Origin of the sequence: Nonomuraea sp. NPDC052116 (assembly GCF_040680035.1) — a bacterium.
In the GTDB taxonomy this organism is placed as follows: domain Bacteria; phylum Actinomycetota; class Actinomycetes; order Streptosporangiales; family Streptosporangiaceae; genus Nonomuraea; species Nonomuraea angiospora_A.
This window is the reverse complement of the sequence record NZ_JBFAWA010000019.1, coordinates 80,826-93,322: the sequence shown is the minus strand read 5'-3', so window position 1 is coordinate 93,322 and position 12,497 is coordinate 80,826. Positions and strand designations below refer to the sequence as shown.

At 71.8% G+C, this 12,497-nt stretch carries 11 protein-coding genes; 8 read left to right on the top strand and 3 right to left on the bottom strand.

Annotated features, from left to right (window positions below):
* Positions 1-28: 28 nt before the first annotated feature.
* Positions 29-835: a DUF4253 domain-containing protein gene (locus AB0L65_RS32535; protein WP_355194187.1), complete on the top strand. Its 807-nt coding sequence runs from the start codon at positions 29-31 to the stop codon at positions 833-835.
* 46 nt (positions 836-881) lie between these two features.
* Here the strand turns inward: AB0L65_RS32535 and AB0L65_RS32530 are convergent, their stop codons facing one another.
* Positions 882-1,715 carry an SAM-dependent methyltransferase gene (locus AB0L65_RS32530; protein ID WP_364252998.1) on the bottom strand — a complete coding sequence of 278 codons (834 nt, stop codon included), beginning with the start codon at positions 1,713-1,715 and terminating at the stop codon, positions 882-884.
* Positions 1,716-1,899: 184 nt separating this feature from the next.
* Positions 1,900-3,162 carry a Scr1 family TA system antitoxin-like transcriptional regulator gene (locus tag AB0L65_RS32525; protein WP_350723067.1) on the bottom strand — a complete coding sequence of 421 codons (1,263 nt, stop codon included), beginning with the start codon at positions 3,160-3,162 and terminating at the stop codon, positions 1,900-1,902.
* 202 nt (positions 3,163-3,364) lie between these two features.
* On the opposite strand from AB0L65_RS32525, the gene AB0L65_RS32520 reads away from it, so the two are divergent.
* The 6 genes from AB0L65_RS32520 (at position 3,365) to AB0L65_RS32495 (ending at position 9,295) form a co-directional block, all read left to right on the top strand.
* Positions 3,365-4,111, top strand: coding sequence for a hypothetical protein (locus AB0L65_RS32520; protein ID WP_364252995.1), 747 nt, complete (start codon positions 3,365-3,367; stop codon positions 4,109-4,111).
* Positions 4,108-5,343: a hypothetical protein gene (locus AB0L65_RS32515; protein WP_364252992.1), complete on the top strand. Its 1,236-nt coding sequence runs from the start codon at positions 4,108-4,110 to the stop codon at positions 5,341-5,343. The genes AB0L65_RS32520 and AB0L65_RS32515 overlap by 4 nt, the downstream gene beginning before the upstream one ends.
* A gap of 12 nt (positions 5,344-5,355) precedes the next feature.
* On the top strand, positions 5,356-5,568 hold the full coding sequence (locus AB0L65_RS32510; protein WP_364252989.1) for a hypothetical protein: 213 nt from the start codon (positions 5,356-5,358) through the stop codon (positions 5,566-5,568).
* 84 nt (positions 5,569-5,652) lie between these two features.
* Positions 5,653-6,357, top strand: a complete 705-nt coding sequence (locus AB0L65_RS32505) for a hypothetical protein (RefSeq protein WP_364252986.1) — start codon at positions 5,653-5,655, stop codon at positions 6,355-6,357.
* On the top strand, positions 6,354-7,520 hold the full coding sequence (locus AB0L65_RS32500; protein ID WP_350723058.1) for an FAD-dependent oxidoreductase: 1,167 nt from the start codon (positions 6,354-6,356) through the stop codon (positions 7,518-7,520). The genes AB0L65_RS32505 and AB0L65_RS32500 overlap by 4 nt, the downstream gene beginning before the upstream one ends.
* Positions 7,521-7,564: 44 nt before the next feature.
* Positions 7,565-9,295, top strand: coding sequence for a hypothetical protein (locus AB0L65_RS32495; protein WP_364252983.1), 1,731 nt, complete (start codon positions 7,565-7,567; stop codon positions 9,293-9,295).
* A 57-nt stretch (positions 9,296-9,352) separates the two neighbouring features.
* Here the strand turns inward: AB0L65_RS32495 and AB0L65_RS32490 are convergent, their stop codons facing one another.
* The gene (locus tag AB0L65_RS32490; RefSeq protein ID WP_364252980.1) at positions 9,353-11,278 is read right to left on the bottom strand and encodes a Xaa-Pro dipeptidyl-peptidase; all 1,926 of its coding nucleotides are present in this window, start codon (positions 11,276-11,278) and stop codon (positions 9,353-9,355) included.
* 72 nt (positions 11,279-11,350) lie between these two features.
* Here AB0L65_RS32490 and AB0L65_RS32485 point away from each other — a divergent pair, with 72 nt between their 5' ends.
* Positions 11,351-12,397 carry an ADP-ribosylglycohydrolase family protein gene (locus tag AB0L65_RS32485; protein ID WP_364252977.1) on the top strand — a complete coding sequence of 349 codons (1,047 nt, stop codon included), beginning with the start codon at positions 11,351-11,353 and terminating at the stop codon, positions 12,395-12,397.
* Positions 12,398-12,497 lie beyond the last annotated feature (100 nt).

Sequence of the window (12,497 nt, the reverse complement as noted above, 5' to 3'; positions counted from 1 at the left end):
ACAGGATTCGGTATCGGAACGGTAGGGCATGAGCGCACGCGAGCTGGGGCGGCTGTTCGCCGATGGCGGCAGGGGGCACAGGCTGCCCGCGGGGCTGCCGCCGGGCGAGGTGGTCTGGCCCGATCCCGGCTACACCCGGCAGGGCCAGGCGCTCAGGCCGGCGTTCTGGATGAGCGAGGAGGCCGCGTCCGGCGAGGACTGGAGGCGCATGCGGGAGTGGCACCCGCACAGCGGCCTGTGGCCGGTGCTGCTGGACGAGTCGGCGCAGCCCTGGGGGGTCGGGCAGATCGTTCCGGACGATCCCCGCCAGATCGACCACTTCACCGCCGAGGGGTTCATGGCCGAGGTGTGGCAGGAGTGGGTGACCCAGATGCCGCAGGCCGCGCTGGAGGAGCTGGACCCGTTCGGGGCGATCTGTCCCGGCCCCGCCCCGCCCGGGATGCTCAAGGCGGCCCCCGAGGCGGTCGCCGACTGGCTCGCAGGCGAGCTGGCCGTCAAGGGGATGCCGCTCGGCCTGGTCGCCGCCCCCAGGAGCGCCGACGCGCTGGCCGTGATGGGCTGGCAGGGCGCGCTGCACCACAACGAGTGGATGATCCCGCTGGCCGCCGTGGTGCGCAGCTGGGAGGACCGGTTCGGCGCGCGGGTGGTGAGCGTCGGGTTCAACACCCTGGACCTGAGCGTGGCCGCGCCGCCGGTCGATCCGGAGCACGCGTTGCACGTGGCCGCCGAGCACTGGACGTTCTGCCCGGACAACATCGTCCAGGGGCCCGGTGACCTGCAGGGCTATGCCGAGCAGATCATCGGCGAGCACGCCTGGTCGTTCTGGTGGGACTGAGTCCGGCCGCGCGCACGACAGGGTGGCTCGGCCGGACCGTCCGGTGTCAGGGGAGGTGGGCCACGGCCCCGTAACTCCCCGAAGAACTCGGCTGTTCGGCGCAGGCGGTGTCGAGGCCGTCCGGCCGCCATTCCGGGATCCACACCAACCCCGGATCGACCAGCACCAGACCTTCGAGCAACGCCGCGACCTCCTCTCTGTTGCGAATCGCGTGACCTGGCAGCGTCATCGCCAGCAGGTCGTGAATCGCTCCCAGCAGCTCCGGCGGGACCGCGTCGAACGTGGTCTGCAGCAGCGACAGGTAGCTGCCTTCGGGCACCACCTGCCGGATCCGCTTGATCACGTAGTGGAAGTACTCGTCGTCGTTCAGGCTGTGGGTCGACAGCAGCAGCACGGCCATGGGCCGGTCCCAGTCGAGGAACGTCTGCAGGACCCGGTCATCGAGGATGTCGTCGATCTCGCGCACGTCGCCCTCTACGACGCGTACGAGGTCGGTGACGGGCTCGATGGTCGCCCGGGCTCCGGCCAGCACCATCGGGTCGTTCTCCACGTAGACCACACGGGGGACCGCGCCGCACAGGGCGTCACGGGCCACGTCGTGCAACTGTCTGCCCGCCGGCAGGCCGCTGGGCACTCCACTCCCGACAATGACGAACTGGTCCGCACCTTCGCCGGCCAGATGACGCACCACACGGCACAAATAGTGGAGCACGGCCCGTGCGGCCGTCGTCACGACGGGAGCGGCCTGGTCGTAGCGGCGCACTGCGTCTCTGTCCGCCACGAAGTTGTTCTTCCCACCCGTGGCCGCGTCGAGAACCCGGGTGATCCTGGCTTGGGTCATCTCCAGCTTCGCCAGGTTTCGGATGGCACGCTGACGCATTGAGTGTTGCCCCTTTCCCCTCGCCCACTTTCTCGGGAAAAGAATGATCCTTTCGGACCCCACTCGATGACCCAGAACTTATGATCCTCGCTGCGCGGCGGATGACAACCGGAAAAGCCATTAGTTTTCGGTATATCTGGCTAACCCGCTACCGTGAATAACGATCATCCATTAGGGAAGGAGATCACTTTCCGAGGGAACGCGAAAGCCGCTCGCGATGGAAATTCAACACCTCGAAAGTCTCTTCGCGGGTCGTCGTCGTCACCGACAGCTTGGTGAACGCCTGGTGGTACGCCTCCACCGCGGCGGTGTCGGTGATCAGCTCGTCGGACTCGATGCCGTGGGCGCACGCGATGTCCGCCTCGAACGCCTCGGCGAAGCGCCAGAGCGTGAACGGGCCGGTGCGCGGCACGTAGACGGGATCGTCCGTCGGCAGCACGTGGAGCGAGACGTTGGGCCGCTTGGCGTGCTCGATGAGCTGGTCGATCTGGCGGAGCTGGACGTGCGGCCCGACGATCGAGCGGGTCAGCACGCTCTCGTCGATGACCGCCCACACCACGATGCCGCTGTCACGGGCCACGGCCTCCTGGCGGGCCAGCACGAGGGCGAGCGCCTCGTCGACCGTCTGCTGCCCGAGCGTCGCCGGCCCGGTCACGGTGACGGCCGCCCTGGCGTATTCCTCGGTCTGCAGCAGCGGCGGGACGAACTGGGGGTGGTAGGTGCGGATCACCGTGGCCCGCTGCTCCAGCGCGTACGTGGTGGCCAGCCAGACCGGCACCGACTGCGCGTCGTACCAGGCGGCCTCGCGCTCGCCCCTGGCCAGCGACAGCACGTATTCGCGGATGGGCGGGGCGGTGACGCCGTAGAGGGCGAGCAGGCGCTCGGCGGTGATGGGGGCGGGCGCGATCCGGCCCTCCTCGATGGCCGGGATCGCGGCGGCTCCCTTGCCGATCGCCGTCTCCACCTGCGCGACCGACAGGTCGGCGGCCAGGCGCAGGCCGTGCAGCCGCCTGCCGAGCGCCCGGCGCTGCGGCCCGCTCAGCGGCGCGGCCGCCTCGGGGATGTCGGGGGAGGAGGGGGGCTCGGGCTCGTCGGGCAGTCCTTCGGCCCTGCGGGCCAGCTCGACCACGCCGCGCAGCAGGGTCAGGGAGCTCTCGGACAGCTCTGAGGTGCCCAGGCCGATGGCGGCCGCGCGCAGCTGGAGGTCCTCGACCGCGCCGGACTCGAGGTAGTCGTCACCGACCAGCCAGCCGACGCTCACCTGGAGGCACGAGGCCAGCGCCCTGAGCACCTGGAGCGTCGGGTTGGTCTGCTTGCCGGTGCGCAGCTGGCTGACGTAGGCGCGGGTGATGGGGATGCCCGCCTCCGTCAGGGCGGAGGCGACCTGCGCGCCGGTGAAGCCGCGCTTGGTCAGCGCAAGATCGAGCCGTTCGGCGAAGTTCGCCACGGCACACCTCCATCCACCGCCCGTGAACTTTTCCAGCGTAAGGGACGCGAGCCGCACTGTCCCCTGCCATGCGGGGCAGCTCTGCCCCGCGAGTAGGTATCAACTTATGCGCAAACTGTCAGTTGACATAGCCTCGCTCGTAAGCAGACTATCGGAGGGCATGGTAACTGTGGCTTAACAGTCGGGGAGGAGGTGGCCGGACGTGACCATGGAATCCTCGCACCTCGAAGATCTGCCCTCCACGGGGCAGGAGCGAGTGGTGCAGCGGATCTGCGCGCGCGTGGCCGGGCCGGCGGTGGGAGCCGGCGTTCAGGTCGCGAGCCTGCCTCTCGGTGGCCTCCAGGTCTGGCTGGACAGCCCTCGTCACCGTTGGCGCTTCTACCACCGGATGGCCCGCGAGCTGCGGCTGGCCGGCTGGCACACGGAGACGGGACCTGATCGGCTGCTGTTGCTCGGGTGGAGTGCGGTCTGCCTGAGCCACCGCGCCAGGATGCTGAGCGCGGCCCTGGCGGGACGGCTGGCCGACTTCGACAAGACGGCCTTCATGGCCGTCATGATCGCCACCCGGCTGCGCCACGAGGGGTTCCCGGTGGAGGAGCTCCCGGCCGAGGTGGAGACCCGCTGCCGCGACGCGCTGCGCTGGCCCGCCCGGCTGGAAGACCTCGACGGCCTGGAACGCCGGTCGTCGCTGGAGCCGCTGCGGCTCAGGCTCGCCCAGGTGGCGGGGCTCGAGGCCAAGGTCGGCTGCCGCTGCTGCGAACATCTCGCGCTCGCCTCGAAGGTCGCGCGCACGGTGGCCGGTGGTGCGGTGCCGGCCAGGTCGCGCGCACGTTCGTCGGCATCGTGCTCCGCCACGCCGGATTCCTCCCCGGGGGTTGGGCTGACCGAGCGCATGGTCTGCGTCAGCGTGCCCAACGTGGCAACCACCAGAGCGGGGACGGCGCGATGACGCCGACGCCCATCCCCGCGCACCGGGCCGCACCGGTCCTGGCAGCCGTGGCGTGGCCACGGCACCGGGTCAGGAGGCGGCCGGGTCACCACCTCGGCGTCGCCATGAGGTTCCCCGCCGCGTACGCGCTGCCGCCCGGCGCGCCGCCCACCGGCCAACGGCCCTGGGGCGTCGCGTTCTGGTGCGCGTGCGCAGGAGCGGGAATGCTGGCGTTGCTGTCAGACGGCGGGTGGCCGCCGGCCGATCACGGCCGACTTCCCCGCCTGGGACTGACGGCGGCGCTTGTGCCGCTGGCCCCGGCGCTTCCCCATCCCTCCGGCATCGCGCGGCACGTGCCCGACTTAGTCGGCGCGGTGCTGTCGACCAGCGCGTTAGCGGCTGGCGTGCTGGCCGACACGAGGGGGAGCGCCTGGGGCCGGCTTTATCGGCGTTCGCCGGGCCGTGCGGCCGCGGCCGCGGAGCCGATCGCGAGGTCGTACGCGGGATCGTACGCGACCTCGTGGCGGCACCGTGCGCGCGCGACCGGCCTGCGGCTCCGGCGACGTAGCGGACTCCCGATGGCGGCGGGCGCGTTCTGCCCGTCCGGTGCGGCGTCGTTCGCCGTGCTCGCCATGGGGCCGCCTTTTGTGGAGAAGGCCGGGCTCCTGTCGGCCGTGATCGCGGTGACTCCGGCGGCCATCCTGGCCGTCCGCCGCGTCGGGACCGACGGAGCCGTCTACGACGGAGGCTTTGCTCTGGGCGGAGGTTGCGCGCCGCTGCCGGCCCACTCGTCTTCCGACGGGTGGAGCCTGCTCGACGCGGTGCTGATGGGCGCCGGATTCGGCGCGCTCGCGGTCGGTCTTCTGGCGGGGGCCACCGCGAGCGCCGAACCCGGTCAGCACGCCTCCGCGATCGGCACCATCGGCACGTGGGCGATGCTGGGTGGAGTGATCGGCGCGATGGGCGCCACAGTGCTGATCGGCCGGCCGTTCTCGGAGGGGCCCGCTTCCGGGCCCGTCTCCGTCCTGGTGGCCGTTCTCCCGGCCGCCGTTCTGCTCGCCGCCACGGCGCTGGTGCGGGTCGCCGGGGCGTCGGGCCATGAGACCGAACCTCGATCTCAACGCGCGGCGGAAGAGGGGCCGGCGATCTTCCGTCGGCTCCTCGCCGAGCCGCGCGGCCACGTCAACCGAGTACGGAGCGAGGTTCTGGCCCGCTTCGCCACATACGACCGCAAGGTCGTCAACCCGCGATGAACAGGAGCGATCATGCTCACGGATGAACTGCGCCGATCACAGCCGCACGAGGTCCACGCACGCGGAGCGCGCCACGCGCCGCAGCCGTCCTGGGGCGAGGACCAGGGCGACGCGCCGCCGGTGGAAGAAGCGCCGCGCACCGTGCACAGGCTGCGCCGCATCCGCCCGGTGTCCGCGCGGGCGATCACCGAGATCGACCACGCGTTACGCCACCCGGTCATCTGACATCACACCCTTCCCGCACAGGAGGAGAACCCATATGCGCACCGTCCTCGCCCGGAGCCTTCAGTGAGCCGCGGGAGGGTGGGAGTGATCGTGGCGCCCGCCAACCCCTCGGCGGAGCCCGAGCTCACCCGCCTGCTCGGGTCGCGCGCCGACATGCACGTCACGCGCTTCCCGGTACGGCCCGGGCAGTCTCTGGCCGAACGGCTGGAAAGCTACAACGAGGCCCTGCCCTCCATGGTCTACGCGTTCGACGCCCTGCCGCTGAGCGCGATGGTCATGGCCTGCAGCGAGCCCCGCTACCTCCTCGGTCCCGATGAGGACCGCGACCAGTGCGCCGAGCTGTCGGCCGCGACCGGGGTGCCCTTCGCCTCGGCCACGCAGGCCACGCGCGAGGCGATGGAACACGCCGAGGTGAGCGACATCGTGCTGGTCTCCCCGTACCAGCCGTGGCTGACTGAGCTGGCCGAGCGGTTCTGGAAGACGGCCGGCCTGAACGTCACCCAGGTCATCCAGGTACGCGCGAAGAACGGCTACTCCTCGTACGCGGTCACCCCCTCCGAGCTGATCAGCCAGGTCGAACTGGCCGAGCTGCCGGCGGACGCGGTGCTGCTGTTCACCGGCACCGGCATGGCCACGCTGCCCGTGCTCGGCCCCCTCAGCGCCGGCAACGACCGGATCCTGCTGACCTCCAACCTCTGTACGGCCTGGTGGGCGCTGTCCAGGACCATCGGGCAGCAGGTGACGCTCGGCCGCGTGCCGCACCGGCGGTACATGGGAGGCGCGGCATGAACGGCGTCATCGTGGTGGGAGCGGGACCCGCGGGGCTGACCGCGGCGCTCTCGCTGGCCAAGGCCGGGATCCCGGTCACCGTGCTGGAGCGCGAGAGCGAGCTCAGCAAGCAGACCAGGGCCTGCACGTTCCACCCGGCCACGCTCGACCTCCTCGACGACCTGGGCGTGGCGTCCCAGCTCGTCGCCAAGGGCCGCGTCGTCGACCGGGTGCAGTGGCGCGACCGGTCCGGCATCGTGCTGGCCGAGATGGGCATGAACCGGCTCAACGGCCTGACCAGGCATCCGTTCAGGATCCACGCCGACCAGGCCGCGCTCACCCCGCTGCTGCTGGCGGCCCTCAGCGTCTACCCGGACGTGGACGTGCGGTTCGGCACCCACGTGGACGGCGTGGCCGAAGGCGGCACAGGGATCCGGGTCCGCGTCGGCCACACCTGGACGCGGGCCCGGTACATGATCGCCGCCGACGGCGCGCACAGCACGGTCAGGGGCTCCCTGGGCCTGCCGTTCCCCAGGTCCGCCTACCCGACGCAGGCGTTGCGGGTGTTCACCGACTCGCCGCTGGACCGGCTGCTGCCGAGCCTGGCGCCGCTGACGTACGTGCGGGACGTGCAGCAGTCGTGCACGCTGCTCGGGCTGCCGGACCACTGGCGGATCATCTTCAAGATCCCCTGCGACACGCACGAGCCGCTGTCGCCGCCGAACCTGTCCCTGCTGGTCCGCCGGGCCCTGCCGGGGGCGAGCGGGCCGATCCACGTGACGGGCGCCGACCGGTTCGGGCTGTCCAGGGGCGTGCTGACCTCGTACCGGTGCGGCCGGGTGCTGTTCGTGGGCGACGCCGCGCACCTGACCTCCACGGTCGGCGGGCTCAACATGAACGCCGGCATCCACGACGCGGCCGAGGTGGGCCAGGTGATCGCGGCCGTGATCGGCGGCTTCGCCCCGCCGGCGGCGCTGGAGGCGTGGGCCTGGCGGCGGCGCTCGGTGCTGCTGCAGCGGGTGATCCCGCCTCGCGAGACCCGGCTCGCGGGCGTGCGGGAACGTGACAGCGCCAGGCTGGCGGCCGCCATGGCCGGGCTGCGCGCCATCGCCGGAGACCCTGACGCGACACGTGCCTACCTGGCACAGGCCTCATTACTGGACACCGTGCCAGGGAAGAGGTGACGACCCCCCGTTCCGCGTACTGACTGGAGGAGGTGTGACGCCGGATGTGGCGAACCCTGTCTGACGACGCTCGCCAGGCCATTCGCGACCTGTGCGACAAGCACGGAGCCCGCCTCTACGACTACTGCCGCACGGAGCTCGCCGCTGGCGACGCCGAGCAGGCGGTGGCCGGTGCGATGCTGACGGCGCACCTGTACGCGGATCGCGTGGTCGATCCGGCCCTGCGGCGGCCCTGGTTGTACGCGGTGGCCCGCGCGCACCGGGCGTTCGTCGCCAAGCCCGCGAGCATCGGCTCGTGGTCGCGGCCCGGCCGGATGTCGGAACTGCTGCCCGAGGCGCTGCTCTCCCTGGAGCGCCCGCAACGGGAGCTGCTCGACCTGTCCATGCGCCACGGCCTGGCCGACGCGGAGATCTCCGTGCTCTTCGAGCTGCGCCAGGACGAGGTGCGGACCATCGTCACCCGGGCGGCGGAGTCCCTGGAGGAGTGGTTCGCCGCGATCATCGCCGCGCGGGGGCGCGACGGATGCCCCGACCTGACGGCACGCGTGTCGGCGTGGGTCGCGGCGCCCGGCCGGCGGGCCAGGGCCAGGATCGGCCGTCACATCCAGTCCTGCGCGACCTGCCGGGCCGCGCCCAGGACCATGTCGGCGGCGGCGCTGCTGCGCCGCCTGCCGATCACCACACTGCCCGGCACACTTCCCAACCGGCTGGCGTTGGCGCAGCCGTTGCCCGGCGAGGGGCCTCTCTGGCGGGCGGACGGCTTCCCCGTGCAGGCACGCACACTGGTGGAGACCGGTCCTTCCCCGGCTCCTCCGGTCGCCGACGCCACGCCGCAGATCCCGGTCGCCGACCCCACGACGGCGACCTCGGGAAAGCCCTGGTCGGCGGCGGGCGCGGCCGCCGCCGACCAGGAGCCCCCGGCGGCACCCGCCGTGCGCGGGCGGCACCCGTTCACGCCGCCGAGCCGTACGCGGGCCTTCCGCGGCGGCGCGTACGGGGACAAGCTCGTCTTCAGCGCCGCCATCAAAGGCTCGGGCAACGGCTCCCACAGCGAGGGCGCCATCATCCGGTACGGCGGGATCTCCCTGGGCGGCGATCTGGCCGAGCTGCGGGACGGGCAGGTTCAGGAGTTCTGGCGGGACCGGCTGGACGACGACGACCCCGAGGCGGGGCCGCCGATCAGGGCCGTGGCCAGGCTCGGCCTGATCGTGGGCGTGGGCCTGCTGGTGGCCGGGCTGGTCTGGGCCGTCGTGAACGCCCAGAAGCATCCCCCGACGCTCACCAAGGCCTCGGCGCAGACGGGCGGCCTGCTGGACGAGCCGTCGCGCTGGGTGGCCGGGGTGGCCCCGATGGCCGCCGGAGCCGGCCTGACGAGCATGGCCAGGAAGGCCGAGCTGCCCAAGCCCGCGCCCCCGGTGGCCGGGCTGTCGCCGGCGACGGCGTGGCTGGGCTCGGGGCGTACCGGAACGTTCGCGCTGTCGTGCGACGGACGCTGCGAGATCGTCTCCGCCAAGGGCACCGACGGCATCACCGTGTCCGGAAACACCTTCAAGGTGACCGCGCCGCTCTCGCGGACCGGCTGCTCCGGGCGGTCGAGCGTGGAGCGGGGGAAGATCACCGTCCGGTGGGCGGGCAGGGCGACCGGTGACGGCAAGACGACCGGCGGCACCAGCGCCGGGGCGGGCACCCTGACCATGAGCGTCGCCTGGACGGTCCGGCAGAAGGGCACGCGGACGACGCTCGACTACCGGCGCGGCGTCCTCTCCTGCGGGTGAGGGCCTCGGGCAGCGCGCCCGAGGCCCCCTCATATCGCTGGAAGCCCCCTCATACCGCTAGAAGAACGAGAACTCGCGATCGGGCTCGGGCAGCTCGACCCGGTCGGGACCGCGGAACGTGGTCGTGTCCTGCGGCACGTCCGCCAGCGGCGTGCCCAGGACGAACGGGACGACGACGCTGGACCTGGCCAGGTCGAGCGTCACGGTCGCGCCGGTGCCGGTCTCGTCGCTGTAGGTCGAGTCGGTGCCGGCCACCACGAGGCCGACCCGGTGGCCTTTCCTGAAGGTGTAGTCCTGCGGCAGCGTCAGCCACTTGACCGTCCCGTACGTGCCGGGCGGCAGCGGCGCGGCCTGGCTGAGCGAGTCGCGGTTCTGGACGTCGATCCAGCCGCGGGCGACGATCTCGAGCGGGCGGGTGGCCACGTTCGTGACGACCTTCTTGTAGCAGGCGTCGTCGGCCGCGGTGCTCTCGCCGTAGCAGTCCTCCTCGGTGAGCGTGGTGATGCCCTGGCCGCGGCGCCAGTCGACGCGGGTGCCGTCGCCGAAGTCGACGAGCAGGGCGGTCAGGTTGGAGGTGGGCTTGTCCAGCTTGACCCGCAGGTCCGCGGTGGGCGTGCCGGACAGGCGCAGGTCGAGCGGGAGCGCGCCCGTGGTGAACGCGACCCGTCCCGGGTTCGCCGTCCCGACGTCGGCCACCATGGCGCTCTCGGTCATGGCGACGTCGGTGAAGGAGGCGGTGCTGTTCCTGGCGGCGGGCTTCAGGCCGAGCGAGCCGTCGGGCGCGGGGCGAAGGGACGCCTTGAGCGCGAACGGCGCCGGCCAGTCGTGCTGGGTGGTCCAGCGGGCCGGGCCGATCTCGACGTCGGCGCGGGGCTCGTTCATGATCCCGTTGCGTACGCCGTGCAGCCAGTAGTCGAACCACCGGTGCAGGGTGTCCACCCAGAGCGCGCGCCGGCCCTCGAAGTCGAACGGGTCCACGTGCTGGGTCTGGCCGACCCAGATCTTGCGCGGCACGTTGCGGTCGGCCAGGGCCTTCCACCAGGTCGAGAAGTTGTCGGGCTTGACGTTGAGGTCGTTGACCGTGTGGACGACGAACACGCTGGCCTTGACCTTGGAGGCGTCGCCGAGCAGGCCCTTGATGTAGTCGCGCTCGGCCCAGAACGGGTTGAAATTGCCTGTGTCGTCCCCGTCCTCGGCGTCCATCCTGTCGCGCACGGCCTGGCACTTGGCCTCGGGGTCGGTGTCGACGTAGTTGGCCAGCCAGGAGGCGTAGTCGTGGTTGTAGATGACGCCGTTGGAGCGCTGGTACTTGTACCAGGAGCTGATGGCCGAGATGGGCACGATGGTCTTCAGGCCCTCGACGCCGGTGGCGGCGACGGCGTTGGCCAGAGTGCCGTCGTACGACTTGCCGATCATGGCGGCCTTGCCCGTCGTCCAGTCGGCCACGGCCGGGGTGCCGTCCGCCCTGAACGCCTTGGCGCGGCCGTTCAGCCAGTCGATGACGGCCTTGCCGCCCAGGACGTCAGCCTTGCCGCCGATGTCCGGGCAGCCGTCCGATCGGGTGGTGCCGAGCATGTCGACGTTGAGGACGGCGTAGCCGCGGGGGACGAAGTAGTTGTCGTAGAAGAGCGGAAATTTGGTGACATTTCCGGCGGCGTCGTAAATTTTGCGCTCTGCCTCGTTGCCGCGGCCCGAGTTGTCGTAGTACGGGCTCTCATCGATGATCACCGGCACCTTGAGCCCCGGGCCGGACTCCTTGGGCCTGATGACGTCCACGCGTACTCTGTCGAGTTTCCCGTCGAGGTCGCTGTCGACGGTTGACTCGACGTACACGTGCTCGCGGACCGCGTCCGCGTAGGAGAAGACCGGCTGCGTACTGCCGTTCTGGACGGTGATGGCGGGTGGTGCTGCCGCCGCCTGGGCGGGTATCGCGATCGCGAGGGTGAGGGTGACGGCGAAGAGGGCCGGGCGTAATTGTGGCACGCGTGACCTCCGGGACGTGGGCCGAATCACCCGCAATCTCTCAGACCGCCCGGAGCCTGACAAGATTTCCTCATGGACGTACGGGATCGAGTACGAGGCTGCCTCCTCGGGGGCGCGATCGGCGACGCGCTCGGGTCGCCGATCGAGTTCCAGTCGTGGCGGGAGATCCGCAGGGAGCACGGGGCCGAGGGCATTACCGGATATGTCACGACGTGGCGAGGAAGATCCGGTCTCATCACCGACGACACCCAGATGACGCTCTTCACCGTGGAAGGGCTGCTCCGGGCCCGCGCCGGCCACGCTGGTGGACCCCCGACCCCGTACCCCGAGGTGGTGGAGCCGGTGCGGCAGGCGTACCTGCGCTGGCTCGACACCCAGAACCACCAGGCCCCGCCGCCCGCGGACCGCCCGCACCGCACGGGCCGGCTGCGCGAGGAGACCTGGCTGTACTCGCGCCGGGCTCCGGGCAACGCCTGCCTGTCGGGCCTGCGTCAGCAGTTCCCGGGGCCGTCCCCGCTGGGGGTCCCGGGCCCGGTGAACCCGGACTCCAAGGGCTGCGGCACCGTGATGCGCTCGGCCCCCTTCGGCCTGGTCGCGCTCTCCGGCACGGCGGGGCCCGACCCTCGGGAGGCGTTCGAGGTGGCGGCGGCGTGCGCGCAGATCACCCACGGGCACCCGACCGGCTACCTGGCCGCGGGGGCGTTCGCCGCGATCACCGCGTGCCTCGTGGCGGGCGAGGCGCTGGAGCCCGCCGTCCACCGCGCCCTCGACCTGCTGGCGGCCTACCCGGCGCACGACGAGACCAGCGCGGCCCTGCGCGCCGCCGTGGCGCTCGCCGCCGCCGGCGGCGCGCACTCGCCGGAGCGGGTCGAGTCGCTGGGTGGCGCGTGGGTGGCCGAGGAGGCGCTGGCCATCGGCGTGTACTGCGCGCTGGCCGAGCCCTCCGTGGAGCGGGCCCTGCTGCTGTCGGTCAACCACTCGGGCGACAGCGACTCCACCGGCTCGGTGTGCGGCAACCTGCTCGGCGCCCTCCACGGCACCGGAGTCCTGCCCGCCGCCTGGCTGCGCCCCCTGGAGGGCCGTGACACGATCGAACGTCTCGCCGCCGAGCTGGTATAACCGGCAGGCGCCCCGGGCCGGGCGAGATATTGGGATGCGCGTCCCGCCGGTGTCGGGCAGCATGGTCGGTTGGCTCCGGGGACGCGGGGCTCAAATATCC